The sequence below is a fragment of the Leptolyngbya sp. O-77 genome (assembly GCF_001548395.1).
Classification (GTDB): Bacteria; Cyanobacteriota; Cyanobacteriia; order Elainellales; family Elainellaceae; genus Thermoleptolyngbya.
The window spans coordinates 2,540,867-2,567,532 of sequence record NZ_AP017367.1 but is presented as its reverse complement, the minus strand read 5'-3'; the positions used below and the strand labels follow the sequence as shown (position 1 = coordinate 2,567,532).

The following is a 26,666-nucleotide window of genomic DNA, read 5'->3' as shown; positions in this document are numbered from 1 at the left end:
TCTCACCTCCTACTTGAGTTCAAACGCACCGAATTCCGATGAATAGCCCCATTGATCTCTAGGGGCAATCAAATACCCCTTCTTGTGGCGCGGCCAACCTTTAATGTTCTTGGTGGGTAAGGGAACAGTGTATCGGGGCAGTTCACTCGATTTGAGCCGGGCAATTGTCGCCTGATCCTGTTCGAGCAGTGCAGTTACGGTATAGCCCGCCTCGCGCAACGGTGCAGGATACGTTTTCCATTTGCCATCCAGCCAGACAAAGTGATCTTTGGGTATGCCTTGAATGTTGAGTTTCTCCAGCCAAACAGCTAGCTGCGCCTGATTGACTTCACCGGAGAACCCTCGCACCAGTGCCCAGCCCGCATCCAGTTCATCTGCACTGTAGGGAAAACCTATCTTGTCATCGGGGTAAAAGAGGGCATCAAGGGCATGGCCGCAGTACTGTCGGTTGAGCCGTCCCAACCGCTGGATTAACCCTGCGGGGTCAGCAATTTGAGTTACCAGGAGCGTTGCGGACAAGTCCAGCGACATTTCTGCTACCTGCGTGGTGATGGCTAGGACGGGCTGATCTTGTTTGAAGGCATCTACGACCGCACGATGATGCTCGACGCGATCGCCATAGCGAAAGTGACTGTGATACAGCAAGGGTTGGAGTCCCCAGGCTTTGGCTTGCTGATAAACAGCGATCGCCGTATTCACTTGGTTGCAGACCCACAGGACTTTACCGCCATTGACCAATTCTTGCTTGACCCGCTCCCAGTCCGGCTGTGCTAGCTCATGGAAGCGATAACGGGGCAGGTGTTCAATATCTTGGGGTCCCTGGATAATTTCAACAGGCTCTCCCACTGCATTGCGAATTGCCTCCACCTGCGCGGGTAAAAACGAGGCAGACATGAGTAAGATTGGCGCTTTAACGACGTTGAGAAATCGCAGCAGCGCCCCAAACAAGGCATCATCATAGCAGTGAACTTCATCAAAGACGAAAGCAGCATTGGCGATCGCTGGAAAGCAATACATGGGACGGCGATTACATTGCAGTAGCCCCAAAACGGTATCCACAGTGCAAACATTGACCTTCGCTCCCCACGCTTTGAACGAATCTAATTTCTGAGCTGCCTCATTAACTGCTGCATCGCCATTGTCCACTTCCTCACCTGTGCAGGCCAACTCCAAATCAACGTCTGAGCGAGAGTGCAAAAGCTCTGCTTCCACTTGGTTGTGCACATAGTCCAAAAAGCCCTCTGTGCTGGTGCCCGTTGTCGGATAACAAAAGAACAACTTGCGTCCAATCCCATGGCGCTGTGCCCAGTTGTAGGCTCCAAGGGTTTTACCCGTACCACAGCCTGCCCGCGCCATCGTTACCCGCGTAGACTTTTCCTTCAGATCAACTTGAAATTGCCGCAGTGGATGATTACCTCGCCGTGCATCAATAACCCGCTGGAGATCAGCCTCTGTCAGGGTCTTCTGCAATTCTTCTTGGGCCCACTGCTGGATATTGATCGCAACCTGTGCTGACGCTGAACCGATTGCATCGCCTGCTACGAGTAATGCTTTGACTACCGCCAGGAATGTAGCATCTGGCGTCCAAGCTTCAAACGCATCGAGGACTGCCTGGCGTTTTTCTCGCTTGATTTCGTGAATCTCCCATCGTTGCGAGAACCGAAAGGCGGGAATTTTCCGAGGTAGCCCTAGGGTTCTAACCCCATAGCGAATTAGCTTGCGGAAGTAAGGATGACAGACATACCAGTAGAGGCAAGTATCTCCAGTGCCGTCCCGAACTTCCCCTAGTTCACTTGTATTCTGACCCTGCTTACCACCTAGCTTTAGATGATGCCCACCTGCAGCGGCGATCGCCGTCATCAAGTCAGCATTTGGACATTGGACAAGCCATTCTCGGAATTCCCAGGCTAGCAATACAGAAGCCACCTCATGACGAATCATCTGCGGATGTTGCAGTGGATTGCGCCGATATTGGGCAGGCAATGAGGTCAGATCATTTCTCACGACCATTTGAAAGTGATCATTGGCCTTGCCCCAGTCGTGTAAATAGGCTGCCAGCCGTGCCGTTGCCCGCAGGGCTTCCAGGGCTTCAAAGTCATGACTCGATCCAAACTGCTGGAGCAAATCTGAGCCTAAGGTATCAACCAGGGTTGTCACTGACTCCACAACTGCTGCCGTGTGGCCGACCAAATGATGGGTTCCTTTCCAGTCAGGATTTCCTGGTAGCGAGGATTTTGCTAGGAGAATATCTGGCTTTAGTTTTGGTGGTGTCGGTTTAGGCGGCATCAAAGTCCTCCTTCACTGGATAAAACCAGCCACAGCCAAAGTGTTGCCGTCCGCCTAATCCATACCATTGCAGCTTCAGTGAGTCCTCAGCACTCAAATTCTCAACAACGACGCTATAGCCCACGACTTTTTTGCCCTTAATTTGTAAGCTGCGCCTGGCGAGGTCACCATTAGTATCACTGGGAATAAATGCCTTCCCGCTAATTTCCAATTGCTTCAACCCCCTTTGGCAGGACTCTAGGAAATATCGAGGTACGTCTGCGTGGTCAATGGCATTCAGCTTAAACGTCACCAGACGCGCAGCTAGCACTTCACTGGGTTCTGGCAGAGTAATTCGTGGGCGCACCAGCCGAATTAGATGTCCACGAATGTCCAACACCTGATTTTGCAAACTCCGATACCAGGTTTGAACCTGTTCCGAGGGACATCTCAACCGAAAGCGAGAGTATCGATTCAGATAGATCATGCCGGCCCGATCTGGTATCCCTGGAATGCTGGATAGTCGAACCTCAGGTGGTAAATCGCTGGGGAATGCCGGCTCTTCAGCCGCTTGCAGCGATTTTTTAACCGCAGAATAGAGGGCATACCCATGATCTGCGGGCAATGTTTTGCCAACGACTGCGAATTGAATTTCTAGAAAGTTCACCGATCTTTCCTCCCTAAAGTCAATCTTTAGCTATTCCGTTGTGTTCGTTTAAGAATTGCGAGTAATTATAGTTCATTTGTTCCACCTCATCCCGCACCAGTTGCACCAGTTCTGGCGGCTCCAGCACCTTTGCCCCCTTGCCATAGCCCAGCACCCAGCGCTTCAGATCATTCAGCCCCCGCACCACCAGTCGCAGCGTCAGCGAGCCGTCCGGGTGTTCCTGAATTTCCTGTGTCGGATGCCAGCGGCGTTCGCGGATGTAGGGTGCAGTAGCCGCATCAAACCAGATGTCAACGGGTAGCGGCACTCCACCCGCTTCATGCTGAAAGATCATTTCCAGGTGATCCTTGGCATCAAAGCTGGGGTCAGGCACAAAGGTTTCGTCTAGCACCTGGAGGTGCTTAATCCGGTCTACCCGAAACCAGCGCACCTCTTGCCGCGTGTGGCAAAAGCCGATTACATAGGGATTGGTGCCTCGGTAGATATGCAGCACGTAGGGGTCGAGCTTGCGCTCCGAAGTGCTGTTGCGGCTGGCGGTGTAGTAGGTCATCTGCACGGTTTTGTGGGTTTGGCAAGCAGCCTCTAGCTGATGCCAGATGTCGGGGTCGAGGTTCACTTCGGCGCCAGCGCGAAACAGAATGCGCTCCTCAGCCACCTGCTGGAGATCGACCCAGGTTTGCTCTGGCAGCCGCTCAGCCAAGCGAGCGATCGCCGATCGCAAATCCTGAGCATAGGCAGAACCGCCATATACCTCCAGCATTCTGGCTCCTAGGGTCAGGGCAAAGAGTTCGCCCTTGCTGAGCGTGATGGTTGGCAGTCGCCATGCTGGGTCTGTGTAATGAAACCCCTTGGCCTTGCTGAACTCCAGTGGCGCACCGTAGCGATCGCGCAAAAAAGCAATATCGTTCCGTACGGTGCGCTCACTCACCTCCAGCCGCTGCGCCAACGTTTCCGCCGTCCAGCGCTGTCCAAACCGGAGACATTCATCTAATTGAAGGAGTCGCTCCAGATGACGAGACATGGCAACTTCTAACGCTCTAAGGGGATTTTAGACAGCCAACCCTGCAAAAAAGCTTCCGGGTTGAGAGAAAGCAATAAACAGCTTGCTTTTAGCAAGATGGAACCAAGACGCTAAGGCAGGGCGCAGGTAATAGATCCCTGCCTGGGCTGCAAACATACCCTCAGCAAAACCTCTTACAGAATTCCCCTGAGAAGACAGGAATTATCAAAGAATTTACCCTTAGCCTCGGCATTTTGCGGAAGCTGTGAGCTGAGGTTGAGTTGGTGGCGCGATCGCCCCATTCTAGACCCAAGTGAGGTGAGGGAGCGATCGCCCTGTTTTGCAGCGTGTCATTTACTAATCGCTGCCCTAAGCCACAGCATGAGCTAGCCTCCTCTCAAAATTGCTGGCTTTGCACAAATCTTGAAAGGGTCGCACGAATCTCTCCCGACAGATCGTTTCCTTGGACATCTCGAGTTCTCAACTCGACGAGTGCGAGATCTCCTGAAATTTCTACTACTTCCACAATTGAGCCACCAGGGATTCGCTCAACGTCTGGAGAAGATAGGATTGACCGAACTCTGCTGAGATCTTGGGACTCCGCCGCCGCTGTCAATGCCACCATTACTTGCTTGTTAAACACAGGAACCGGATCGTCGGGCGCTGGGCTGCCGGGTCTAACTGCAAGGTAGTGAACCGTTTGCATTGCCGCCAGCAGCGTTCGGCAAATTGGGGTTGTCTTCAACGATTCTTCATATCGACAGCGATTAGATATGAAAGTCTTGGGATCTGCCCCATCCAACGCCGCTGGAAACTTCTCGCTAGCAGCCGTCAGTTCATTTAGGGATTGGCAAACACGAATCGCAGGGTCAAGATCCTCAACTTGATCTGCCATCGACGACACCCGTGCGGCGGCTTGCACGGCTGCTTCACACTCGCTCATACGCTGGGCAGTAAGTTTTGCCTTTTGTGTGTTTTGATGTGCGTATTCCAGGTTCCGCTGATACTCGCCCACCTTAGCCTGGGCAGTTTCGTAACTGGGGTGAGAGGTGGGAACTGCCTGCATTAGACCAATGGCCTGTTGCCACGCTGCTGATACGGTGTTCCATTCGTCGTGGGTCTTTGCCGTTTGTGTAAGAGTTGCAGCTTCCATTGCCTTGTTGACTGCATCTCGAAAAGGGTTGCTTTGTTCAGCAGTTGGAGGCTGAGTTGGCGCTTCTGCTGAAGGCTCTGCAACCGGCCAGGACTGGCAACCCAGTGCGATCGCCGCCAAGCTCATCATCAAGCTCATTTTACTTACCTTCATAAAGGGTACCTGCGAGAGTCTTATCTGACTAATTGTTGGGTTCATAGATTGGTGTAAGTGGCAGGATGGGAGCGCAAAAGTGGGCGATCGCGGCTGATACAACCGCTAGCTAGAGAGAGGCACCGATAGCATCATCGTCCACCCGGTCGAATCTGAGATGCTCTTCTACCACAACGGCTGCCATCTCTAGCCCGATCGCTAGCATACGTGCAAATTCCGTCGTCATTTCTCGTGCTATATCGACGGCGACCGCTGACAAATGGATTGTCCGCAGGTTGTAGCACAGTGGGACGGGGCATGCTGAGATTCACGCGGGTGCTACGCATGAAACTTGATACGGTCGAGCGAGACGGTGGAATCGGACTGCTGGCAGGAGTACTGCTTTGCACAGCAGGAATAACTGGAACCGCGCACATTCTGGACAGGTCTTCCAATAGCCCAGAGGGATGCACCATAAAGCAACCCGAATACTCCTGGGCGATCGCCTGGCGTGTTGTTATCGAAACCATCAGCAGAGAAGTAAGGTGAATCAACCCGATAGTGTGAGTAACTGAAACCTTCATAGCAACAAAAAGAAACTAAATGTAGTTGGATTTATCTCATGTCTGGGGACGGCGCTCGAATCTACGGTCAGTAGGCAGAGCGCAGGCATTGATCCGGTTGAAGTAGACGTGGTTGAAGTGGACGTTTCAGAAGATGAGATACGCCAACTTCCAACGCTTTATGAGTATCTTAGGAAACCAACCCTGCAAAAAAGCTTCCGGGTTAGGTAGTCCTAAAAATAAAAATGTCTAAAGATATGATGTAGAGAAGAGATAGGTGACACAATGCTGCTGGCGGGAAATGTTAAACATTACCTTATCGGTCGAACACCCATTTAGGGGTGCGCGATCGCCCCCTCGCGCCGATGTCCCAGATCACTCGCTATAGTAAGAAGCGCATCCACCACCGGCGAAACAATCTTTCTCCAAAAAACCATGCAAACACGGGAACTGGGCACTTCTGGCATTCAGATTACGCCGATCATCACGGGCACCTGGCAGGCTGGCAAAAGCATGTGGGTGGGCATTGAAGATGCCGAGACGATCAAGGCACTGCGGGCAGCCTTTGAGGCGGGCATTACCACAGTGGATACAGCAGAGGTCTACGGGCAGGGACACTCGGAGCGCGTGGTGGCAGAAGCGCTGTCAGATGTGCGCGATCGCGCTGTATACATGACCAAAGTCTTTGCCAATCACTTAAAGTATGACCAGGTGATTGCCGCCTGCGAAGGCTCGCTGAAAAACCTGAAAACTGACTATATCGACCTCTATCAGATCCACTGGCCCGCCGGCGCGTTCAACACCGAAATTGTGCCGATTGCGGAAACTCTGTCGGCGCTCAACGACCTGAAACAGCAGGGCAAAATCCGGGCGATTGGCGTATCTAACTTTTCCCGCGCTCAGATCGAAGAAGCCGCGCAATATGCCCGCATCGACAGCTTACAGCCGCCCTATAACCTGTTCTGGCGGCATGTGGAAACAGATGCCATGCCGTATTGCGTCGAGCATCAGATTTCCATTCTGGCTTATTCGCCCTTGGCGCAAGGCTTGCTGACAGGTAAGTTCGGGACAGATAAGACTTTTCCGCCCGAAGATGTGCGGTCAAAAAATAAGCTATTTCACAGCGAAAACTACGCCCGCGCTCAGCAAGCCCTAGACCAGTTGCGCCCGATCGCCGAACGCTATCACACCAGCCTGGGCAACCTGGCGCTGGCATGGCTGCTCGCTCAGCCCCAGACCCATGCCATCGTCGGCGTTCGCAGTGCAGAACAGGCGGTAGACAATGCCAGAGCAGCGACGGTGCAGCTGAGTCCTGAGGATTTGGCCGCCATTGATGCTATCGGTCGCAGCGTGACGGATCACCTGCCCGATGCGAATCCGGTGATGTGGAATTTTAGCTAGCGGGCCGCTCAACTAGCGGGCCGCTCAAACAGTCAGCGGCTCCAGCGGTTCGATAGATAGTTCTCGGTAGCCCGTGGTGGGGTCGAGTTCGCGGCCAAAGCGAGTGTGCGGCAGGATGCCGATGACGATTTCAGCGGTGGTGTAAATCTGGCAGCCCGTCAGCACATGTCCACCGAGGGTGTGCCCAGTGTCGTCGGCGATCGCCATGTGATAGTGCGACCCGTGCCGCGACAGCAGCCCCACCAGCGACACAATCTCAAACCGTCCGTCGTAGGTTGTGGGTTCGCTCTGGCCAGCCAGCCGCAGCACGGCGCGAGTCAGGCTGCCGACGCAGGTGAGGATGCAGGCGGCTTCCAGGTTTTGGGCGATCGCTAGTGCGTCCAGTTCTGCCTTCAGGTCTTGCTGGGGCAATAGACGGAGGGCGATCGCCATGATTGGAAGCGGCGTCAGATTCATCAAAATTTCGGCCCAATGGCTTATTTCGCAGCTTATTTTACCTTAGACTTTTCTCAAATTGCACTTGCGAAGATCCAAGAAACATCCACAAAAATTGACATTGCTCCAGCCCCGCCTCGACAAACGGGCGGCTAATATTTTCTAGAGGCTATTATTTTTTGAAAAGACCTTCTTGATTTTCCGAACGGTGTCAAATCACTGAAACACCCGCACTCTCTACCCAGCCACTCTACTTTGCCCCCAACCTCCACCCCTGACCATGCAAATCACCTTAAAATGTATCAAATTGAGCCATCCCAGACGTTCCTTTAGCCTCGGCGCTGCCCTAGTCTACTGGTTTAGCCTGGGGGCGATCGCTCCCCTCTATGCCCAAACCACCAGCCTCAGCAATATTTCCAGCGAAGTGTTTGCCTGTATGCGCCGCAACAACCGCAGCGCCGCTGGCCACGTCGTCTACGAGGGCGGCAATAGCGGACGACTTCTAATCTTTGCCGCTGGCGTAGGGCAAGTCGGGGAAATGAGCTATAGCCACAACGCCAGCCAAAACAGCCTCAGCGTGTCCTACGTGCGGGGTCGAGTCTCGGTTGACCAAGTTCGCAATGGCATGGCAAACACCGCCAACCGTTGCCGCAGCGGCAGCCTCAGTTGAGCGGTTTTAGATTGTCGATTGTCGATTTTGGATGGATTTAGGAAATGGAACTCAAGCCAAAATCCCCAATCCAAACTCCAAACCCCTTTAGCTGGAAGTCACGCGGAAGTTATACTTCGTCGGCTTTTTGCCCAATCGCTCAAATTGAAAATAGACCACCACAGGTGCACCAAAGGTATTGGAAACGCCGTCGGTGTTAATCTGCCCTTGGCCTTTTAGCACCTGGGTAAATCTCGCCTGGGGCGGAATACCAAAGCTGGGGACGCTGCCTAGGAGCGTGTAGCGCACTCTGCCCTTTTGAATGCTGAATCGGAAAGCCGCAGCAGGCAACGACACGCCGTTGGGCACGGTCAGCGAGAAGATGTCGATCCGATCTTGACCGCTCAAGCTGTCGCGCCGTCTGAGGTTTAGCCGGCCGCCCGTATAGGTTCCCAGGCTGCGGGCCGTGGCAAAGGTGTCGTCTGAACTGCTGCGAGCGACCCGCCTAGTCAGCGGCGACACAGACTTGCGACTGACAGACGAAAGCGATGCGCCCGCCAGCCCTGCAGAGGATGAGGAAATGCGAGACTGCGGATTGCTCTGAAAATCGTCGGGTGTCATGGGGAACTCCTGGTGGGGGAAAGGGATTTAGCTGGAGATGCAGGCGTACCCAGGTGCAGCTTGCACGTTACCTGGATATATTCGTCTACAGATTAAAATTTTCCACCATAACGCCCGCCAAACAACCTTTAGAAAGCCGTAAGAATTTGGACATAAGAATTTGGACATAAGAATTTGGACGTAAGAATTTAAGCCCGTTGAAATCAGTCCCACCGCAAACCGAATCAAGCCCCCTGATTCCCGTTTTTGCCCTGTATCTTAGGGAGAGTGACCTCTTGCGTATGAATCATTTAGATGCGCTTTCTGTTTAATCTTTCGGGTCTGGTGGCCGCCGCGGCCGCTGTCTATGGGGCGATCGCCCTGTGGGTGGCCAGTCGCCAGCAGCAGATGATTTTCTTTCCATCGCCGACGATTACCCAAACGCCCGCCGATTTTGGAGCTGCCTATGAGGATGTGTGGCTGTCGGTGCAGCAGGGCGATCGCGCCGAGCGAATTCACGGCTGGTGGATTCCCGTGCCGCCGGGCCAGCCGCAGCGGGGCGTGATGCTCTACCTCCACGGCAACGGGCTAAACATTGGCGCAAATGCGGACTATGCCGTGCGCTGGCAGCGATTGGGGCTGTCGGTGTTCCTGTTCGACTATCGCGGCTATGGGCAGAGCGAGGGGGCGTTTCCCAGCGAGGCGGCGGTCTATCAAGATGCCGACGCGGCCTGGCGCTACCTCACGGAAGAGCGCGGCATTGCGCCAGAGGAAATCCTAATCTACGGGCATTCTCTGGGTGGGGCGATCGCCATTGATCTGGGCGTGCGCCAGCCCCGTGCGGCCGGGCTGATTGTGGAAAGCTCCTTCACCTCGATCCGCGACATGGCCTATCGCACCACGCCCTTCGGCTTTTTGCCCATTGACCTGATCTTGACCCAGCGGTTTGACTCGATCGGCAAAGTGCCCCATCTGCAAGTGCCTGTTTTGTATGCTCACGGCGCACAGGATGCCCAAGTGCCCGCCGACATGAGCGAAGCGCTCTATGCCGCGACGCGATCGCCCAAAATGCTGTGGATCTCGCCCACGGGCGGCCACGCCATTGGCGATGTGGATGGCGACGGCTACGGTCAGGCGATCCGCGAGTTTCTGGATCGGTATCTGCCTGTGCGGGTTCCACTTTAGTCCCCCCTTCATCTAGGTCAAGTCTTAGAAATCAGCACAGGAATTTGGAGGCGGGAATGGCAGAGTGGGTGGCGCGGACAATGGAGGCGCTCGGCTATTGGGGCATTGGGCTGCTGATGTTTCTGGAAAACATGTTTCCGCCGATTCCGTCGGAGCTAATCATGCCGCTGGCGGGGTTTACCGTGGCGCAGGGCAAGATGCAGTTTGTGCCCGCAGTGGCGGCGGGGATGGTGGGGACGGTGCTGGGCGCTGTGCTGTGGTATGAGATTGGGCAACTCGTCAGCGAACGGCGGCTGATGCAGCTGGCCGATCGCTACGGCAAGTGGCTGGCGATTTCCGGGCAAGATATCCAAAGGGCGATCGCCTGGTTTAACCGATATGGCAAGCGGGCGGTGTTTTTTGGGCGGCTGGTTCCGGGCGTGCGGACGCTGATTTCCCTGCCAGCGGGTCTGGGCCGCATGAGCTTTCTCCCCTTCCTGCTCTATTCCACTGCGGGGACGCTGATCTGGACGCTGCTGCTGACCTACGTCGGGTTTCTGCTGGGGGACAACTACGCCCAGGTTGAACAATATCTCGGCCCGGTGTCCAAGCTAGTTCTGGTCGGGCTGGCGATCGCCCTGGGGGTCTGGCTCTGGCGACGGAAACGATAGCCAGGATTTTTGGATTCAGGATTTTTGGGATTTTAGGTTTTAGATTTTGGCTAATCGTTGGCTAATCTTCTCTAAACCCGATTCTGACTCAGTTAGCCAAACTCCTGTTCAATAATGCGCCAGCGAGTGGCAATTACCCCCGGCTCCAAGCTCAGGCGGCTGACGACTTGTTCTATAAACGCATCGTTGCGTTCTTGCGTCACGAGTTCGGCTTCGATACTGACGCGATCGGGCTTATCTTCCAGATCTTCGCTGTAGAGCGATCGCAACCGCAGTTTTCCACTAGCGACTGCCTGGAGCAGCAGCGCCCGCACATGGGCTTCGTCCTGAGCGCGGCAGACCACCTCACAGCGATAGCACAGTTCCAGTTCTGTCCCTTTAAGGGGCTGCTGATTGATGCGATATCCCAGAGGACGCAGCAACAAGTTGGCTACTAGCACCGCAGCCGTGCCCATCGCTGCATGAGGCAAGAGTCCCGCGCCCGACAGGGAGCCAATTGCCGCCGCACACCAAAGCGTCGCCGCCGTGTTCAGCCCGCGCACCGTCAGGCCCTCCCGCAAAATCACGCCGCCCCCCAAAAAGCCAATCCCAGACACGACCTGAGCCGCAACGCGAGTGGGGCTGGAATCTCCCGGCGTTAGCACAGACAGCATCACAAACAGCGCCGCTCCGGTGGCCACGAGGGTATTGGTTCGCAGCCCGGCCATGCGTTGCCGCCACTGGCGCTCTAGCCCCAGCGCCGAACCGAGTAGAAACGCAATGGCTAGCCGAACGACAAACTCTGTCCAGGTCATGCTCTATGCCCCTCATCTCGTCAGTGGACTGCTCAGGCGTGAACTGCTCAGTTTCTCAACCGCGCTCATGGGCTGGAGGGCGATCGCCCCTCGCTGCGCGAATCTACACCTGTTTGGGAGCAGGCTATCCGTATTACAGAACTTTAATTAGCATAAGGGCAGTGCCCCATTCTTTTGCGTTTGCGTTATGGATGATCCTGCTTCTCTGCATAGCGACGGCACGCCCAAATCGCGAGGCGATCGCCAGGCTGCTGGAAAGTCCCTGCGCCAAACTGTGCCGCGCTCTGCCCATCGAGACTGGCATCCGCAGGGCGATCGCCCTGACCCGCTGGAATTGCTGGCAAAATCCAACCAGCAGCGCATCCCCAATTTGATTCCCATTCGCCATTGGCGGATGATGCAGTCTCCGTTTACCTTCATGCGCGGCAGCGCCATCATCATGGCGGCAGATCTAGCCACTACGCCGACCACGGGCATTCCGGTGCAGGCCTGCGGCGATTGCCACTTGCTGAACTTTGGCGGATTTGCCACCCCCGAACGCAACCTGATCTTTGACGTGAATGATTTTGATGAAACCCTGATGGCTCCGTGGGAATGGGATGTCAAACGGCTGACCACCAGCTTTATTTTGGCTGGTCGAGACTTGCAATTGTCAGATCAGGACAGTTCGGAAGCAGCGCTGGCAGCCGTTCAAGCCTATCGATTGGCGATCGCCCATTTTAGCCAGATGCGAACCCTGGACGTGTGGTACGCCCGTCTGGATGCCAAGGTGCTGATCAAACACGCGCCCGACGAGGCTACCCGCAGACATTGGGAAAAAATGACCACCCGGGCTTTTAACCGTACCCTGGATCGGGCGGTTGTGCAGTTGACCGAAGTTGTGGACGGACAGCGCCGTTTTATCGACAATCCGCCGCTGATTTATCACCTGCCCCATCAAGCCGAATATTTTGAGCAAATCAGCCTTTTGTTTGAGCAATACCGAGATACGCTTCAGGTCGATCGCCAGTTCCTACTCGATCGCTATCGTCTGGTCGATGTAGCCCTAAAAGTGGTGGGCGTGGGCAGCGTGGGGACGCATTGCGGCGTGGCGCTGCTGCTAGATGACAATGACGATCCGCTGCTGCTGCAATACAAAGAAGCCCGTCCCTCGGTGCTGGAACCCTACGCAGGCAAGAGTCCCTATCCCCACGAAGGACAGCGCATCGTCAGCGGGCAGCGGCTAATGCAGGCGGCCAGCGATCTCTTCCTCGGCTGGACGACAAACGTCGAAGGACATGATTTTTACTTCCGACAACTGAAAGATATGAAAACCGCCATCAAGCTCAAGGGCATGTCGGCCCGCAGCCTGGAAGACTATGCCGAGATCTGTGGCGCTGCCCTGGCCCGGGCCCATGCCCGCACCGGAGATCCGGCCATGATTAGCGGCTACCTGGGCGAAAGCAATGCCTTTGATCAAGCAGTGACGGATTTTGCTGTGGCCTATGCCTACCAGGTAGAACAGGACTACCAAAAGCTGGTGGAAGCCGTGCAGTCGGGCCACATTGAGGCAATACCAGGTTAGGTGTGCAACGGCTAAAATAAGAAATACAGGCAATTCAAGTCAGGAAAGCTCGCCCGTCTACCAGTCGCCCTCCAGTTCAACCTGGCACAGTTCACAGGGCCACGTCGGATCATCAGCATCCACAACAACCCATAGCCGATGGGTATCTGGCATTGGGCAAAGTCCTTCTACCTTACCTAAAAACAAGGCTCCATCGGGCGTGCGGAGTTCAACCCAGCGGGGGCGATCGCCCAAAATCCCGATTGCCGAACCGCTGACCACGCCATCGCGGGTAGCATCGGGCGAGTCTTCGGCGGTGGCTGAAAATAAGATACCCCTCGGCGTAACGGTGGCATCCGTAAACGTCAGCGCCAGCCCGTCTAGCTGACCCAAATCATACTGGCAGATATTTTGCAACGCAGGCAGCTGGCAATGCTCCGGAGTCTCCAGATAAGATGCAAGCGCGTCCCACTCCAAATCACCCGTTGCATTAACGGGCAGCCGCGTATCTTGCAGCGTATTTTGGGGTGCGCCGTTGCCCCGGTTGAATAGCCGAATGTAATCTGCCTGAAAAACTGCACCCTCCAGATTTAGCTCACTCCCAGAAAACGCGGTGCAGTCTCGCAGATGAGCATAAAGCGCCCCCGCAGGTTGCAGCGTAAACCGATCGGGATCTGACCCAGGCACCATCAAGATCTGTTCTCGTCGGGCTGTTGAGCCTGATCCAAACGCCAGGAAGATTTCTCCATCCGGTGTGGGAACCGTGGTGCAGGCTTCCAGATCTAGCTTGAACCGTTTATTGCCGCGCTGATCGTCAAACTGGCGCAGCCCCCCTTCCCCAGGCGACAGTGGAATGGCTTCGACCGCAAAACTCTGGGGGTCAATCAGCACTAGAAAGTTGGCATCATCCTGCACCAGCGCTAGGCGATCGCCAAACCAACTCAAGCTAGAGCCTGCCCGCACATGCAGAGGGCGATCAAGCTCTGGATTTGCGCCTTCCCGATAGAACAGCGGCAGGCTCCGCACTACGGTCGCCCGCAAATCCGAATCTCGCAGAATGCGAATCAAGGGCACAAATGGCTTACTCAAGGGTCAATGGCTCCTGGTCACTAGCAAATTATTTCGGAAGGAATGCACCTTTTATAGCTGAGAATGTCAAGTGCAAGACTTGCAACCAGAAGAGGATTGTGTAAGCTATGCATAAATTGCCGTAATTGGCTCAAGAAGTCGATTTGCAAATAGCTGACCGATAGTTCGCAAGAGTCTCTGTAGTCGAAATTTACCTTCTTTTGTTGCCATGTTTGAACTTGAATCGTTGCTCCTCGGTCTTGAACCCGTGACGGCTATTGCGATCGGCGCGGGGGCGATTTTGCTGGCTCCACTCGTAGATGTCTTGGGCGATGCTTTAAAAGAGGATGAACGACTCAGCAAGTTTGGCGACTCTGTGAAGACCTCAGCCCGTCAAGCCACCAAGGATGCCTTAGTCTGGGGAATTGACCTAGTGGACAATGTGCAATCAGGGATTGCGGAAGCTCAGGAGTCCTTTAACGATTTGCTGGCAGAAGCACGCGAAGCCAGAGACCTGAAGCGTGCCCAGGAAGAATCTGAAGCCTTTACGCCTCGCTCAATCAATGTCGAGGCAGAATAGCTAGCTTCGTCCGAATTCTATGTGCTTTTTGGACTAGAAAATTGCTCACCGAAAGGGTAACGATGGGTTTTGGCAGTAGATCGGGGCATTTGCCCTGCGAAATCAAAGGCTCCGTTGCGGTTATCCCTAGTTCTGAGGACTGTCGAAAGGTAGACATTGGCCCCGAAGAGGATACGGCTTCGGGATTCCAGATCAATCCCCTGATTCACTATGAGGTAGTGCACCGCACGGCTCATCGGATTAGGGTACGCATTCCTCGGTTGAAGGTGGATGAAGACTATGGTCAGGTGCTGTGTTACCTGGTCAAGCGCCTTGAGGGTGTGGAGTCAGTTCGCTGTCAACCTTTGGCCCAGTCGTTGATTGTAGAGTATGTCAGGGGAATCGACCGGGCCGAGCAGTTGGAGACAGAGCGCCACCTCTTCAGGGCAATTCAGCAGGCGCATCAGGTCGATTTAGTCGATTTAGAAGATCCCCAGGCACTCAGAAAAGCTCCGGCATCGGAACCGCAGAGCGTAGACTTATTGGCTCGTCTGGGTTTGCCAGCAGCGGGGTTGCTGCTGGGGTTTGGGGCCATGGTGGGCGTGCCCTTGCCTGGGCTGGTGGTGGGCGGCATTATCTTGGCAGCGACGCGCCCAGTCTACGATCGCGCCATAACTGCCCTCTTCAAGCATGGTGAGCTGGCTATCGACCTGCTGGATGCGCTGGCGATTACCCTGCACACGCTGGAAGGCAACTTTTTTGCGCCAGCGCTGATGCTGGGCATGGTGGAGGGGGGCGAGGCTATTCGTGATATCACTGCTCGCAGCAGTGAACGGGCCTCCCTCGATCTGCTTAGTTGTCTGGGTACGGAGACCCTCGTTGAGCGGGACGGACAGGAAGTGAAACTCCCAATCGACCAGGTGGTGGTGGGCGATCGCGTCGTGGTCTACCCTGGCGACCAAATTCCAGTTGATGGCACGGTGCTACGCGGCTCTGGCTTAGTAGATCAGTGCAAGCTCACAGGCGAATCTATCCCTATTGCCCGCGCCCCTGGGGAAGATGTCTTTGCATCGACGATTTTGGTGGATGGGCATCTGTGTATCCAGGCAGAGCGCATCGGCGTAGAGACGCGGGCTGGAGTGATTGCCAGCCTGATGAAAGAGGCCCCGGTGTACGATACGCGGGCATCTAACTTTGCGACCAAGGTAGCTAACCAGCTTGTGCTGCCAACCTTGCTGGCCTCAGCAATAGTGGGCACGGTCAGCGGTGACGTGAGCCGAGCTATTTCGATTTTGACCCTGGATGTGGGCACAGGCATTCGGATTTCGGTACCCACCACGATCCTCTCAGCCCTGACCTATGGGGCCCGCAATGGCGTGCTAATTCGCACGGGTCGAACAATCGAGCAGTTGGCAGAAGTCGATGCCATCGTCTTTGACAAAACAGGCACTCTGACAGAAGGGCGAGCCAGAGTCACTGAGATTCATGTTCTGCTACCGGAACTATCGAGTCGTGAGGTGTTGAGCTTAGCGGCCAGCGCTGAGCAGGGACTCACCCACCCTGTAGCCGAAGCAATTATCCGTCAGGCGAAGGAGCAAGGAGTGTCTCTACAGCCTTGCGACGAATGGGAATATCACGTGGGGTTGGGCGTTGAGGCCCAGATTCGAGGGCGGCAAGTTTGGGTGGGCAGCCGCCGACTCATGGTTCATCGAGGCATCGACCTGGACGAGTTGCACCACCGCTACCCCAATCTTGAGGACGGCCCCCACTCGTTGGTGTATGTAGCACTGGAGAATACTTTGGCAGGGGTCATTCTCTATAGTGACCCGATTCGGGCGGAGAGTTCGGCTGTAGTTCAGGCGCTCCACGCTCAGGGCATCGAGGTGTATGTGCTGAGCGGTGACGAGGCGCGAGTGGTGCGGGCAGTGTCCCACAGCCTGGGCATTCCCCCCGAGCGGGTCTACGCCGAATCGTTTCCGGAGCGCAAGGTGGAGGTGGTCAAAGCGCTCCACGACAGCGGCAAGACCGTCGCCTTCTGCGGCGACGACATCAACGACTCTGCTGCGCTAGCCTACGCTGATGTTTCGATTTCTTTTGCGGGAGCTAGTGGCATTGCGCGAGAGACAGCAGATGTGGTGCTGATGGAGGATAACCTGACTCAGCTGGAAACTGCCATTGCGATCGCTCAGCAGGCAATGGACATTGTGAACCAGAACATTGCCCTGGTCATTTTGCCTAACGTAGGCGCTGTGCTGGCGGGGGTGTTCCTGGTCATCAATCCAGTCCTGGCAATTTTGATTAACAACGGCTCTGCAATTCTGGCGGAGCTGAACGGTTTGCGCCCGCTGCTGGGGCCGACGGGGCTGCCTGACTGGCTCCAGCCGCCCGCCAGATCCTCGGCGATCAGGTCGATCCGGTCGTCGGCTGCCGCAGCAGAACCGCTGGATGACGCGGAGGATGCAGAGCGCGATCGCCCTGCTGCTGCATCCTGCACTCCTGCAAACCCGCAGGCAAGCTCCGACAACCGAGCCGTTCAGGCTAGACCCCTGGGGGCGATCGCGCCTTCTGTCCAAGTTCCTCAACCTGCGGACACCCTAGAGTCCCTGATCCAAAAAGATCTGGCAGCGCGGCTAGGGGTTTCCCCTCAAACTCTTTCTCGCCGCAAGCGACAGTCAACTTTTGCCCAGTGGAGCCGCACCCGCGACCCAGGTCGGGTGGCGTGGCGCTACTCGCAGACAGAGCAAGTCTTTCATCCCGTGCTGGCTGATACCCTGCCCTTTCGCCCAGGTCAGGAGCGGGGAGCAACTAGCCGTCCTGGTCATCGGGTCGCAGCGGCTCTGGCGGCGAGTGGGTAGGCTGGCAAGGTCACAGGTCGCAGACAGAAGGACTTTGGCTGAATCGGAATCGGAGAAAGTAGGCACTTCTTGAGGCTGAATTAAACACTGTACATTTGTCGTCTATCTGCTGGAGGTTGAACGATGGACATTGCTCTTAATAATCTGCGAAAGGTGGCTCTCTACACGGCAGGGGTTGTGAGCTTCGTGGTGGGAGTTGTGGGTGTCATTTTGCCGGGGCTTCCTGCTACGCCTTTCTTTTTGCTCTCGGCCCTATGCTTTAAGTTGGCCCATGATCATTAAGTGAGTGGGTATCCATCAATCATGCTGTAAGGTGCTGTTGGGCGTAGCCATAACGACCACCCCACAGGACTTTGATCAGCTACGCTGGCATTAGCACGTTCGAGCAACCAGCCACAAATAACCTGGAAAGCGTTGTTTAATCCGTGCAGCGCTGCCATTGAACCCCCTATGGCTCCTTCTACCCCTGACCTAGCGTATGCGGTTGTGCATCAGACCTCAAAGCGGCTGCGGATTCAGGTGCCGCGCCTCCGCAACGATGAGGCCATGGCGACGACCCTCCAGGCAAAACTAGGGGCCGTGAAGGGCGTTGCGGCTGTGCGGATTAATCGGGCGGCTTGCTCGGTGATTATTCACTTTCGCGATCGCCCCTCGGCTGATCCCGTGCCACCGAAAATCCTAGATTTACTCGAAGGATGGTCGCGCCCTGCCCCCGAACCCACTCTAGAACAGGCTTCAGCGCTCATCGCCCAGCGCTCCGACCCGACATCGTCCCTACCAACCGCCCCACCTGCCCCGCAGCCAGATCGACCCACTAATTCAGCCGGGTCAGCCAATTCAACCAACTCAACCGACTTGACCCCTGAAGAGCAGCCGACCGCCGCTTCGCCAGAGCCGCTCACCCAGCGAGATTTGGCCGAACGGTTGGGGGTTTCCTCCCAGTGCATCACGCCTCGACGGCAGCAGCCGACCTTTAAGGACTGGAGCCAGGAACAAGATCCAGAGGGGGTCGCCTGGTGCTACGAGGCAGATTCCGGCACTTTTCGTCCGCTTTCAGAGCATCCGCTTTCAGAGACCAATCCGACCGCCAAGCCCAGCAACCCTGATTGACCAACGCAGCACCGAAAAGTGCTGAGTGAGAATCGACATGGCAACCCCGACGGCAAGCCCCACTAATCCCTGCACTATCCAGGTAGTTCACCAACTCCGAGGGCGGCTGCGGCTGCGGCTAGCGGCGCTGCGGTGGGCGGTCGATGGAGGAGCGGAGGTGCGATCGCAGCTTTCCCAATACCCCGGCGTTTCTCATGTCCGCGTCAACCCCTGGGCCCAGTCTGTGGTGATTGAGCATGAACCGGGGCTGGGGGTGACGGAGGTGTGCGATCGCCTGCGGGACTTCTTGCAGTCCTTTGCGCTGGATCAACCTGCGCCCAGAATCGCGGATCAATCTCTCTTTCCCGCCGCCGACCCTCTGGATTTAGAACTGTTGCAGCGGATGGCCCTGCCGACTCTGGGACTGACTTTAGCGCTACTCATCACGCCCCTAGAGTGGTCCCTGTCTCCTTGGCTGCTGGGCGGCGTGACCTTGGCTGCCGCTGTGCCGCTGCTAGACCGCACCCGCCAAAGCCTGATCCGGGGTCGCTTCGATGAAGAATTGCTCGAATCCACCTGGACCCTTTTTTATGGGTTCACGGGCGACTTTGTAGCTCCTAACCTGGATCTGGTGTTGGCGCAGGTGGCCGACGTGCTGAAAGAGGCGACTTCTGCTTCGACTGCGGTTCCAACGACCGATCTCATTCCCCCCATTGACCGGGTGCGGATTCAGCAGGAGAGACAACTCCAGGAGATTGCAATCGGGGAGCTGAAACCGGGCGATCGCGTCTTTCTGCAAGCGGGAGACACCAGCCCCGCCGACGGCCGCATTCTCGCCGGAGAAGCCTGGCTCGATCTCAGCACCCTGACTGGCGAACCCGCCCCCCTGCCCCGGAGCGCTGGCGAGCGGATTCTCTATGGTAGCACCCTCCTAGACGGAGAACTGGTCATAGAGGTGGAAGCACTGGGGACGGAAACCCAGTACGGTCAAGAACTGGAGCTAGCTGAGGCCGCTCCCTTCCAGCAAACAGAACTGAGTGACTATGCCAAAGCCGTTGGACAGACCCTAGTCCTTCCCACGCTCGCTATCTCTGTGGGCATCTATCTGCTCACTCAAAACCTGGAGCGAGCATTGGCGATCCTCCAGCTCGATTTGATCACGGGTATTCACCTGTCTACCCCCACCGCTATCCTGGCCATGATGAAGCGGGCGCAACGATTGCAAATTGACGTGCGCTCGGGTCGGGTATTTGAGACTCTGGCAGCGGCAGATACGGTTGTTTTTGCCCGCACGGGCACGCTGACCGAGTCCGATCTATCGGTCGTTGAAGTGCGTATTGCCCCTGGAACCGAATCTCTCCTGCCTAATTCAATCGCCGACCCAGTCCACGGCCTGCTGGCTTTAGCTGCGGCTGCCGAGCAGTGCGACCAAACCGAGTGGCAGCACCCTGTGGCCTGCGCCATCGTGGCAGAAGCCAATGCCCTCGGCTTAACGCTACCTCAGAGCGAAGCCTGCTACCCAAGACAAGGCCCTGGGCTGGGTGTCTCCGCTCAGATTGATGGGCAACGGGTGGTGGTGGGTAGCCGCAACTATCTGCAACAGGCAGGCGTGTTCTTTCCTGAAGAATTTGACGGGCCAGCAGGTAGCCAGGATGGACAACACCACGGCTACTGGTATGTCTATGCAGCGCAGGAGGGTCGCTTTCTGGGGCAGATTGTCTGCTGTGCCCAGGTGCGGCCAGAGGCCGAGGCGGCGATCGCCGGTCTGAAACAGCGGGGGATGACCGTGTACATGGTCACGGGCGGGGCCCCCCAACTGGCGGCGGCGATCGGTGCCCAAGTGGGGCTTTCCCCCGACTACATTCGCTCCGAACTCAGCCCCCAGGATAAAAAAGAGTTTGTCTGTCAACTGCAAGCCGCTGGCCACACGGTAATCTACGCAGGGGAAGGGATGGATGACTATCCCGCTCTGCGCTATGCCGATGTGGCCGTCAGCACCCATCATTCTTATTATCCTATTCAAGACATTGCTGACTTGACCTTGCCCCAGGGCCGTCTCACTGCTCTGGTGACTGCCTTTGAGCTAGCCGATGAGGCGATCGCTATTGTGAAGCAAAATATCGCCCTGATTACCCTACCCAACCTCACAGCTACCACCCTCGGCGTTCTGCTGCTGCTCGATCCGGTGCTGGTGGTAGCAATTAATAACACTGCCAACCTGCTGGCCCTGTTTAATGCCCTCCGCCCGTTTTGGACGGAGAACTAGGGGTAATCAGCAGTAGATTTCCGCCTGGAGATCTGGTCTAGGGCAACCCGTGAGCTTGGAGGGGTGCTTTCTGCATGATGTCCACACCCCGCCCAGTTGCGACAAGCCTCCCTCAGGTTTCAATGCCCAGCAGCACAGAAACCAGGTAAAAGTAAAGCAGTAGTCCCGTAAAGTCCTTGATGGTTGTAATGAACGGGTCGGCAGCCGGGCCGTGATCAAAGCCCAACCTGAGAAGCAGCCAGGGTAGCAGCGCCCCCAAAACGGCAGCTAACGTAATCACCGCAAAAAGGGACAGCCCAACGGCCAGCCCAAGCTGAGGCACGCCGTTAGGGGCACCCTGCCAGAAATAGGCGATCGCCCCCCCAACCGTCCCCAAGATTGCGCCCATGATTGCGCCAATGCGGAATTCCCGAAATAAGTAACTTCCGTAATGCCGAATATCGATATGGCTCCAGGCCAGCCCACGGGCAAACACCGTCGTAGATTGGGTTCCCACATTTCCGCCCATGTCCATTACCACCGGAATAAAAATTGCCACCACAACAACGGCTTCCAAAATTTCCTCGAAGTTTTGAATCACCCCCCCAACCACCATGCCGCCAATTAGCGTGATGATCAAACACAAAATCCGAAGCTGAACCGCATAGCGAATTGGCCCGCGAACCAACTTTTCACTCCAGGCCTGGTCACGGGTTAGCAGTCCCCCGACCCCTGCTTGGGCCAGGGCCGCGCTCGACGCTTCCTCTTCGATTACGTCAATTACATCGTCAAAGGTCAGATCGCCGACAAGCCGTCCCTCGCTGTCTAGCACTGGAATAGCAGGCAGGTCGTAATCTTTGAGCAAACGCGCCGCCTGCATTTCGGGCGAAGTAGCGCTGATGGCAATATCCCGTCCGTCCGCCAACTGCTCAATCAGCAGTTCTGGGTTGGCTTTGATCAGGCGCACGGTGCGGACAAAGCCTCGATAAACCCCCTGCTGGTCAATCATAAACACCAAATCCAGGTCATCATCTCCAAGCTGGGATTCTCGCACGGAGGCCAGAACTGCGCTAACTTTTGAACCTTCTCGCACGGCCAGATAGCGCAAGCTCATCCGCCGCCCAGCACTTCCTTCGGGATAGCCCAGCAGCAAATCGACTGCCTCACGGGAGGTGGGTCTGAGCTGGGTAAGGAGGCGCTTGGTGACCTTGGCAGGTAACTCTTCAAACAGACGAACCCGCTGTTCGGGTTCAAGGGCTTCTAAAATCGGCAAAATTTCCGGATCAGACATCTGCCGAATCAGGTCAGCCTGCCCATCGGGACTGAGCATTTCAAAAACGGCGATCGCCTTATCCTTATCCAGCAGCCGAAACGCTAGAACCCGCTGGGGTAGGTCAATCTCTAGCAGCGATCGCACTAGCTCCGGTACGCTCAGCTGATTAGCCGTTAGCTTAGCCGCACCCAACCCCTTCGGCTGGTTCAGTAGTTCTTTGAACGTGTTTTGCGTCATGATAAATCTCCCCTCGTTGACAGTTGAATCCGGTCTTGAATCATTCCTGGAATCACTTCTGGAATAGAAACATTCACTATTGGCGAATTCTAAACACCTGAAGACATTGACAACTCACCTGCTTCTCTTGCCATGCCAACCACAGCAAAGTCATCCGCAGACCGCAACATAGTAGACACTGCTGCCAGAGCCGTTGGACAAATGTGTTTTCTGTAGGTACAGGCAGATTTAAGCGCAGTAAGCGAATGGCATCGGCTGCTGCTGCACGTTCTGCATTCCGGGCCAGGGCTAGCAAAATCTCTTGACGAGCTTTCATAGGTTCACGGTTTGCCAGAGCGCGATAGAGAGAAAATGCCAGTCGCTTGCTGCGATAACGCTGCCTCAAGGCTCTGCCCAGTTGGATACGGAGTCGCGAGGATTGGGTCGCCATGCTGCCCTTTTTTAATCGCCATCCAGCGCGGAGGAAAGGCGATCGCCCGCAGTGTCCTTCAAGGGCAATCGAGTATCCAAAGCATCTTGCTCCAGCACTGGGCTTTGATCGCCATCAGCCACCAAAGACAGATAGGGCTGCAACTCGTCCCAAAGGTTCAGCAATTGCCGATAGAGATCCTGAGTTTGAAGTTTTCCCCCCGTATGCAGGCAAGCCAACAGGGACACCCGATGGGCAAAAGACTGGAGATGCGCGTTAAATTCCACGCTGAATGGGTCTTTGACACCCCGATAGCGGGCGATCGGGCCGGCAAATTGTTGGAGTTGCGTTTTTTTCATGATTGCCTCCTTTGTGTGGATGTGTCGCTTAGTTTGTTAGGAAATTTTCACCACAGAGGCACTGAGAACACAGAGCAATCCCTCAGTGCCCTCTGTGTCTCTGTGGTGAATCTGTATCTTGGTGGTCAAACAAATCAGACCGAAGGCAGCAGGCAAAGTTCACCGGGCTGTTCATCCGGGACAGCCTTGCGAGTAGCAGAACGCTTTATCCAGCCATCGATCCAGCGACCAAACAGCACCTTGAGAAACTGCCCGCACACAATTGCCAGCACATCATCAACGTGATCGAGAACGAATTCAAACAGCACGAACATTGGACTCACCTCCCGGATCAAGTAAATTAGCTAGGTTCAAATGACGTTCAGACTTTTGAGAAAAACTGCTGGACACCTTCTGCCACGGCCTGTTCGTAGGCAGCCATCAATACGTGCCCCAGCGCGATCGCCAACACCTCGGTCAGGCAGATACCCATCAGTGCTGCAGAACGGACTGCTTGAGCATGAGGCTCAGCGTCTGTTCAGGCCTTGCAGCCTAGCCAATGGGAAAACTACACAAGCTTTGCATCGTTCATCTCCTTTATCAGTACAATCGCCGTGCCCAGTGGCGATCAGGAGATGAACCTAGGACTCTAAGCTAGAGTCACCTTGGGCAGATTCACCAAACTAATCGCCCCCAGACCACGCGCAGGGTGAGGGTCAGCGTCTTTGTCAGACAGAGTGGTTTCCTGAAGTGTTGCAAAAAAGCAACTACTGCCAGAAGCCTCCATTGAAGGTCTCCTTAAAAAATGAAAGAATTGTGATTCAATACCTGAGTTGCGATGTTCTCATCGCCATTTGCAACTATGGCTTTGAAAATCTTTTTGTGTCAACCAATAATGTCAGCTAATTTGGACGAGATTAGAAGTTCTCAATTTGAGAGAGAAGCAATTGAGGCATTAGGTTATTCATTGGAAATGCCATCGGAACAGCGCAGCTTCTAACACCTCATTGAATCAAAGGATCGGAAGGATATTTAGCTGCCGTTCGTAAATCGAAGTAAATTAGCTCCCAATTCCTGTGGGCTGACTGCTAACTCTGAACCAACTCACCCCGCAGCACGGTCACTGCTTGCCCACCCAAAAACACCCGATCGCCCGCCAGCCGAGCCTTCACCACGCCACCCCGTGCCGAAGCCTGATAGGCAAGAAACGTATCCTTACTCAGGCGATCGCCCCAGTAGGGAGCTAGGGCGCAGTGGGCGGAACCCGTCACCGGGTCTTCATCCACACCAGAGCCGGGGGCAAAAAAGCGTGAGATAAAGTCATACTCGGAGTCTACTTCGGCGCGACTTGTGACGATTACGCCGCGCACGGGCAATGTCCGCAGGCGAGTAAAATCCGGCGCAAGCTGACGCACAATCTCTAGAGAGGCGACCTCGACTAGATAATCAAACTGGTTTTTGCTCACGGCGATCGCCTGTGTTCCTGGTTCTAAGCCCAGCGCATCCAGCAGACCCGCTGGTGGGTCGATGGGGGTACACCGCGTTGCCGGAAAATCTAGCTCAATCCAGTCGCCCTGCTGAGTGGCAGTGAGCCGACCGCTGAGGGTGTAAAATCGGGCGATCGCCCCCGGTGCCAAATGCCCCTCGCTCCACAGCACATGGGCGCTGGCCAGTGTGGCATGACCGCACAGCGCCACTTCCACCGCAGGCGTAAACCAGCGCAGCCGATAGCCATCTGTCTCTGGCAGCAAAAATGCCGTTTCCGACAGGTTCATCTCGCGGGCCACCGCCTGCATCCACTCGTCTGAGTGGGGCGCAGACAACACACACACCGCAGCCGGATTTCCGGCAAAGGGCACCGAGGTAAAAGCATCGACCTGGATGATAGACAGTCCCATACAAACGTCCCCCGCAAAAGGTTAGTCAATTGGCGGCAGTTAGCGAGTAAGATTATGCAGTGTGATTCGCAGTGCCATGTTTCACATTTTCACTAGATTAGGGTTACTGTGTTACTTTTCACAGCGCTATTTTGAATCGCTTAGAATTGCCGCTATCATCCTACCGGAGTTTGCTGAAACATAGACCGTCGTGCGATCGTCAGAGAAACCGCGAGAGCAATCGCGATCGTCCACGCGACATTCATCACAGCCGCTATGCAGTTTTATCCTCATGCTTCACATTCCAAGCGCCCGTCACCGCTTCACCGCTGGGGCATGCGCCTGCTGCTCGGTCTCAGCGTTGCGCTGGCTTCACTGGCCACCGCCAATCCTGCTCATGCAGCCAGGCGCGTCGTCTTGATCTTTGACCAAACCCGGGTGCGGGTGCCCATTTCTGTTCTGGAAATCTATGCTCGCACGGGGATTGCCACTGACCAACTCAGCGAGTTTTTGGGGGTCAGTCCCGAAGTGCAAACCCAGGCCCGCCGAGCGCTGACCCATGAAGTGGAAGTGAGCGATCGCCTGTTTCGCCAAGCCCTACGGGGCAGAACGGGTGAGTTTGTGCTGTCGCGATTGGAGCAGGTCTTGAGAACCGAAAGCCGCAGCCGTCGCAGCTCGTCCCAGCCCCTACGAGACGCGCTCATCGCCTCCTATCAAGACGACAACCGGATTTCTCTGCTAGAAGTCTTGAAAAAGTACCCCGAAGACGAGGTGCAAGTAGACGTGCGCGGCTTACAGCAGACCTACAACGAGGTAGCCTCTCTGGTCGAGCGGTTTGGGCCATTTTTTGATCTGATTCGAGGCAGCGTGCAAAATCAGATTTGTGACTGTGATGCGGCCGCAGACCCTGCCCCCGTTGGTCGGCAAGCTGCTAGAAGGCTACCACGCCTAGGTCAGTAGCGTTTGACAAACTTTAGGAGCGTTGGATGATGGCTTGGATGTCACGCCTGGATCGGGTGCGGGGGTCGAATGCAGTTCAGAGGGCTTTTGCAGGTTTTGCCCTGATGCTGGGAGTGGGCGTACTTGGGGCTACTGCGCCCGCTAGCGCTGCTGAGTCTGTAGTGGTTAACTTTGGCCCACTCAGCCGTTCGTTTTCCATTACAGAGTTTCAGACGCTTGCAGAAACGGGGCAGCCGTCTCGCAAGCTGCGCTGGTATCTGAATACGGCGGGTGTGAAGCCGTCTACTGTGCAATCGCTCCTCACTCAGGACGTGCCCTTGCCGCTGGAGTTTGCTGATCAAATCCTGAACTCGCTGCCGGGTGAGTTTGGGCTATATCAGTTGGGGCAAATCATCAGTCCCAACAGCCAGGAGGCCAGCCTGCAAGCGATGCGGGCAGCAGTGGTGCTGTCGGCGGCGGATGATAACCGAGTTTCGATGTTGGAAATTTTGGAAAACTACCCTACGCAGGAGCTGCATATCGACGGGCTAGGGCTGATGCGGACGGCGCGGGATGTGCAAAACCTGATGTCGGGTTCCGGCGGAACGATTGAGGGCATTGCGAGGGGCTTAGAAGAGTGGCTACCGGGGCTGTTTTGCGACTGTGAGCGAAATGCAGCAGGTGGCGGTGGCAACTATCCGCGCGGCGTAGGTGGTTCGGCGATGATGAATTGCAATTAG

The 26,666-nt window shown here is 55.7% G+C and carries 25 protein-coding genes; 12 read left to right on the top strand and 13 right to left on the bottom strand.

Features of this window, described 5'->3' with window-relative positions:
• Positions 1–9: 9 nt before the first annotated feature.
• From O77CONTIG1_RS10985 to O77CONTIG1_RS24455, 5 genes are all read right to left on the bottom strand, one after another.
• Positions 10–2,286 (bottom strand): CRISPR-associated helicase/endonuclease Cas3, encoded by a 2,277-nt coding sequence (locus tag O77CONTIG1_RS10985; RefSeq protein ID WP_068510555.1) that lies wholly within the window; start codon positions 2,284–2,286, stop codon positions 10–12.
• Positions 2,276–2,932 (bottom strand): type I-MYXAN CRISPR-associated protein Cas6/Cmx6, encoded by a 657-nt coding sequence (gene cas6 / locus O77CONTIG1_RS10980; protein ID WP_068510552.1) that lies wholly within the window; start codon positions 2,930–2,932, stop codon positions 2,276–2,278. Before cas6 ends, O77CONTIG1_RS10985 begins: the two co-directional genes overlap by 11 nt.
• A 19-nt stretch (positions 2,933–2,951) precedes the next feature.
• A complete protein-coding gene (locus O77CONTIG1_RS10975; RefSeq protein ID WP_068510550.1) occupies positions 2,952–3,953 on the bottom strand; it encodes a helix-turn-helix transcriptional regulator in 1,002 nt (333 codons plus the stop codon).
• Between the two features lie 376 nt (positions 3,954–4,329).
• Complete coding sequence (locus tag O77CONTIG1_RS10970; RefSeq protein WP_172799667.1) at positions 4,330–5,238, bottom strand: hypothetical protein; 909 nt, start codon at positions 5,236–5,238, stop codon at positions 4,330–4,332.
• Between the two features lie 131 nt (positions 5,239–5,369).
• On the bottom strand, positions 5,370–5,747 hold the full coding sequence (locus tag O77CONTIG1_RS24455; RefSeq protein ID WP_156435157.1) for a hypothetical protein: 378 nt from the start codon (positions 5,745–5,747) through the stop codon (positions 5,370–5,372).
• Between the two features lie 468 nt (positions 5,748–6,215).
• Here O77CONTIG1_RS24455 and O77CONTIG1_RS10965 point away from each other — a divergent pair, with 468 nt between their 5' ends.
• On the top strand, positions 6,216–7,181 hold the full coding sequence (locus O77CONTIG1_RS10965) for an aldo/keto reductase (protein ID WP_068510545.1): 966 nt from the start codon (positions 6,216–6,218) through the stop codon (positions 7,179–7,181).
• 24 nt (positions 7,182–7,205) lie between these two features.
• On the opposite strand, the gene O77CONTIG1_RS10960 is transcribed toward O77CONTIG1_RS10965, so the two are convergent.
• On the bottom strand, positions 7,206–7,637 hold the full coding sequence (locus O77CONTIG1_RS10960; protein ID WP_084782516.1) for a PPC domain-containing DNA-binding protein: 432 nt from the start codon (positions 7,635–7,637) through the stop codon (positions 7,206–7,208).
• A gap of 259 nt (positions 7,638–7,896) precedes the next feature.
• On the opposite strand from O77CONTIG1_RS10960, the gene O77CONTIG1_RS10955 reads away from it, so the two are divergent.
• Complete coding sequence (locus O77CONTIG1_RS10955; RefSeq protein WP_068510541.1) at positions 7,897–8,286, top strand: hypothetical protein; 390 nt, start codon at positions 7,897–7,899, stop codon at positions 8,284–8,286.
• Between the two features lie 87 nt (positions 8,287–8,373).
• Here O77CONTIG1_RS10955 and O77CONTIG1_RS10950 read toward each other — a convergent pair whose 3' ends face one another.
• Complete coding sequence (locus O77CONTIG1_RS10950) at positions 8,374–8,886, bottom strand: hypothetical protein (protein WP_068510540.1); 513 nt, start codon at positions 8,884–8,886, stop codon at positions 8,374–8,376.
• A gap of 294 nt (positions 8,887–9,180) precedes the next feature.
• Between O77CONTIG1_RS10950 and O77CONTIG1_RS10945 the strand changes: the two genes are divergently transcribed.
• Positions 9,181–10,050 carry an alpha/beta hydrolase gene (locus O77CONTIG1_RS10945; RefSeq protein ID WP_068510538.1) on the top strand — a complete coding sequence of 290 codons (870 nt, stop codon included), beginning with the start codon at positions 9,181–9,183 and terminating at the stop codon, positions 10,048–10,050.
• A gap of 56 nt (positions 10,051–10,106) precedes the next feature.
• Positions 10,107–10,700, top strand: coding sequence for a DedA family protein (locus O77CONTIG1_RS10940; RefSeq protein WP_068510536.1), 594 nt, complete (start codon positions 10,107–10,109; stop codon positions 10,698–10,700).
• A 92-nt stretch (positions 10,701–10,792) separates the two neighbouring features.
• On the opposite strand, the gene O77CONTIG1_RS10935 is transcribed toward O77CONTIG1_RS10940, so the two are convergent.
• Complete coding sequence (locus O77CONTIG1_RS10935; protein WP_068510534.1) at positions 10,793–11,494, bottom strand: MgtC/SapB family protein; 702 nt, start codon at positions 11,492–11,494, stop codon at positions 10,793–10,795.
• A 187-nt stretch (positions 11,495–11,681) separates the two neighbouring features.
• Between O77CONTIG1_RS10935 and O77CONTIG1_RS10930 the strand changes: the two genes are divergently transcribed.
• Positions 11,682–13,058, top strand: a complete 1,377-nt coding sequence (locus tag O77CONTIG1_RS10930) for a DUF2252 domain-containing protein (protein ID WP_068510532.1) — start codon at positions 11,682–11,684, stop codon at positions 13,056–13,058.
• Positions 13,059–13,115: 57 nt separating this feature from the next.
• Here the strand turns inward: O77CONTIG1_RS10930 and O77CONTIG1_RS10925 are convergent, their stop codons facing one another.
• Positions 13,116–14,126: a DUF6929 family protein gene (locus O77CONTIG1_RS10925; protein WP_156435155.1), complete on the bottom strand. Its 1,011-nt coding sequence runs from the start codon at positions 14,124–14,126 to the stop codon at positions 13,116–13,118.
• Between the two features lie 208 nt (positions 14,127–14,334).
• Here O77CONTIG1_RS10925 and O77CONTIG1_RS10920 point away from each other — a divergent pair, with 208 nt between their 5' ends.
• The 5 genes from O77CONTIG1_RS10920 to O77CONTIG1_RS10905 all read left to right on the top strand — a co-directional run bounded on the left by O77CONTIG1_RS10920 (position 14,335) and on the right by O77CONTIG1_RS10905 (position 20,874).
• Positions 14,335–14,685 carry a hypothetical protein gene (locus O77CONTIG1_RS10920; RefSeq protein WP_068510528.1) on the top strand — a complete coding sequence of 117 codons (351 nt, stop codon included), beginning with the start codon at positions 14,335–14,337 and terminating at the stop codon, positions 14,683–14,685.
• A gap of 62 nt (positions 14,686–14,747) precedes the next feature.
• On the top strand, positions 14,748–17,519 hold the full coding sequence (locus O77CONTIG1_RS10915; RefSeq protein WP_068510526.1) for a heavy metal translocating P-type ATPase: 2,772 nt from the start codon (positions 14,748–14,750) through the stop codon (positions 17,517–17,519).
• Positions 17,520–17,642: 123 nt separating this feature from the next.
• Positions 17,643–17,801: a DUF454 family protein gene (locus tag O77CONTIG1_RS23495; RefSeq protein WP_084782513.1), complete on the top strand. Its 159-nt coding sequence runs from the start codon at positions 17,643–17,645 to the stop codon at positions 17,799–17,801.
• Between the two features lie 168 nt (positions 17,802–17,969).
• Positions 17,970–18,629 carry an HMA2 domain-containing protein gene (locus tag O77CONTIG1_RS10910; RefSeq protein WP_068510523.1) on the top strand — a complete coding sequence of 220 codons (660 nt, stop codon included), beginning with the start codon at positions 17,970–17,972 and terminating at the stop codon, positions 18,627–18,629.
• Positions 18,630–18,666: 37 nt separating this feature from the next.
• Positions 18,667–20,874, top strand: coding sequence for an HAD-IC family P-type ATPase (locus O77CONTIG1_RS10905; protein ID WP_068510521.1), 2,208 nt, complete (start codon positions 18,667–18,669; stop codon positions 20,872–20,874).
• A 112-nt stretch (positions 20,875–20,986) separates the two neighbouring features.
• Here O77CONTIG1_RS10905 and mgtE read toward each other — a convergent pair whose 3' ends face one another.
• The 4 genes from mgtE to O77CONTIG1_RS10885 all read right to left on the bottom strand — a co-directional run bounded on the left by mgtE (position 20,987) and on the right by O77CONTIG1_RS10885 (position 25,008).
• The gene (gene mgtE / locus O77CONTIG1_RS10900) at positions 20,987–22,363 is read right to left on the bottom strand and encodes a magnesium transporter (protein ID WP_068510518.1); all 1,377 of its coding nucleotides are present in this window, start codon (positions 22,361–22,363) and stop codon (positions 20,987–20,989) included.
• Between the two features lie 441 nt (positions 22,364–22,804).
• Positions 22,805–23,131, bottom strand: a complete 327-nt coding sequence (locus tag O77CONTIG1_RS25505) for a hypothetical protein (protein WP_068510516.1) — start codon at positions 23,129–23,131, stop codon at positions 22,805–22,807.
• Between the two features lie 134 nt (positions 23,132–23,265).
• Positions 23,266–23,445 (bottom strand): hypothetical protein, encoded by a 180-nt coding sequence (locus tag O77CONTIG1_RS10890; RefSeq protein WP_156435153.1) that lies wholly within the window; start codon positions 23,443–23,445, stop codon positions 23,266–23,268.
• A 753-nt stretch (positions 23,446–24,198) separates the two neighbouring features.
• Complete coding sequence (locus O77CONTIG1_RS10885) at positions 24,199–25,008, bottom strand: PhzF family phenazine biosynthesis protein (protein ID WP_068510512.1); 810 nt, start codon at positions 25,006–25,008, stop codon at positions 24,199–24,201.
• A 315-nt stretch (positions 25,009–25,323) separates the two neighbouring features.
• Between O77CONTIG1_RS10885 and O77CONTIG1_RS10880 the strand changes: the two genes are divergently transcribed.
• A complete protein-coding gene (locus tag O77CONTIG1_RS10880) occupies positions 25,324–25,947 on the top strand; it encodes an alpha/beta hydrolase (RefSeq protein WP_068510510.1) in 624 nt (207 codons plus the stop codon).
• Between the two features lie 38 nt (positions 25,948–25,985).
• Complete coding sequence (locus O77CONTIG1_RS10875; protein ID WP_068510508.1) at positions 25,986–26,666, top strand: alpha/beta hydrolase; 681 nt, start codon at positions 25,986–25,988, stop codon at positions 26,664–26,666.

Excerpts from the sequence above, each read along its gene's own strand:
- O77CONTIG1_RS10960 (WP_084782516.1), bottom strand. The coding sequence starts at position 7,637 with ATGAATCTGACGCCGCTTCCAATCATGGCGATCGCCCTCCGTCTATTG.
- O77CONTIG1_RS10965 (WP_068510545.1), top strand. The coding sequence starts at position 6,216 with ATGCAAACACGGGAACTGGGCACTTCTGGCATTCAGATTACGCCGATC.
- O77CONTIG1_RS23495 (WP_084782513.1), top strand. The coding sequence starts at position 17,643 with ATGGACATTGCTCTTAATAATCTGCGAAAGGTGGCTCTCTACACGGCA.
- O77CONTIG1_RS10940 (WP_068510536.1), top strand. The coding sequence starts at position 10,107 with ATGGCAGAGTGGGTGGCGCGGACAATGGAGGCGCTCGGCTATTGGGGC.
- O77CONTIG1_RS10945 (WP_068510538.1), top strand. The coding sequence starts at position 9,181 with ATGCGCTTTCTGTTTAATCTTTCGGGTCTGGTGGCCGCCGCGGCCGCT.
- O77CONTIG1_RS10880 (WP_068510510.1), top strand. The coding sequence starts at position 25,324 with ATGCGCCTGCTGCTCGGTCTCAGCGTTGCGCTGGCTTCACTGGCCACC.
- O77CONTIG1_RS10930 (WP_068510532.1), top strand. The coding sequence starts at position 11,682 with ATGGATGATCCTGCTTCTCTGCATAGCGACGGCACGCCCAAATCGCGA.
- O77CONTIG1_RS10920 (WP_068510528.1), top strand. The coding sequence starts at position 14,335 with ATGTTTGAACTTGAATCGTTGCTCCTCGGTCTTGAACCCGTGACGGCT.
- O77CONTIG1_RS10890 (WP_156435153.1), bottom strand. The coding sequence starts at position 23,445 with ATGTTCGTGCTGTTTGAATTCGTTCTCGATCACGTTGATGATGTGCTG.
- O77CONTIG1_RS25505 (WP_068510516.1), bottom strand. The coding sequence starts at position 23,131 with ATGAAAAAAACGCAACTCCAACAATTTGCCGGCCCGATCGCCCGCTAT.
- O77CONTIG1_RS10970 (WP_172799667.1), bottom strand. The coding sequence starts at position 5,238 with ATGAAGGTAAGTAAAATGAGCTTGATGATGAGCTTGGCGGCGATCGCA.
- mgtE (WP_068510518.1), bottom strand. The coding sequence starts at position 22,363 with ATGACGCAAAACACGTTCAAAGAACTACTGAACCAGCCGAAGGGGTTG.
- O77CONTIG1_RS10915 (WP_068510526.1), top strand. The coding sequence starts at position 14,748 with ATGGGTTTTGGCAGTAGATCGGGGCATTTGCCCTGCGAAATCAAAGGC.
- O77CONTIG1_RS10875 (WP_068510508.1), top strand. The coding sequence starts at position 25,986 with ATGTCACGCCTGGATCGGGTGCGGGGGTCGAATGCAGTTCAGAGGGCT.
- O77CONTIG1_RS10985 (WP_068510555.1), bottom strand. The coding sequence starts at position 2,286 with ATGCCGCCTAAACCGACACCACCAAAACTAAAGCCAGATATTCTCCTA.
- O77CONTIG1_RS10885 (WP_068510512.1), bottom strand. The coding sequence starts at position 25,008 with ATGGGACTGTCTATCATCCAGGTCGATGCTTTTACCTCGGTGCCCTTT.
- O77CONTIG1_RS10950 (WP_068510540.1), bottom strand. The coding sequence starts at position 8,886 with ATGACACCCGACGATTTTCAGAGCAATCCGCAGTCTCGCATTTCCTCA.
- O77CONTIG1_RS24455 (WP_156435157.1), bottom strand. The coding sequence starts at position 5,747 with ATGGTTTCGATAACAACACGCCAGGCGATCGCCCAGGAGTATTCGGGT.
- O77CONTIG1_RS10905 (WP_068510521.1), top strand. The coding sequence starts at position 18,667 with ATGGCAACCCCGACGGCAAGCCCCACTAATCCCTGCACTATCCAGGTA.
- O77CONTIG1_RS10955 (WP_068510541.1), top strand. The coding sequence starts at position 7,897 with ATGCAAATCACCTTAAAATGTATCAAATTGAGCCATCCCAGACGTTCC.
- O77CONTIG1_RS10975 (WP_068510550.1), bottom strand. The coding sequence starts at position 3,953 with ATGTCTCGTCATCTGGAGCGACTCCTTCAATTAGATGAATGTCTCCGG.
- O77CONTIG1_RS10910 (WP_068510523.1), top strand. The coding sequence starts at position 17,970 with ATGGCTCCTTCTACCCCTGACCTAGCGTATGCGGTTGTGCATCAGACC.
- O77CONTIG1_RS10935 (WP_068510534.1), bottom strand. The coding sequence starts at position 11,494 with ATGACCTGGACAGAGTTTGTCGTTCGGCTAGCCATTGCGTTTCTACTC.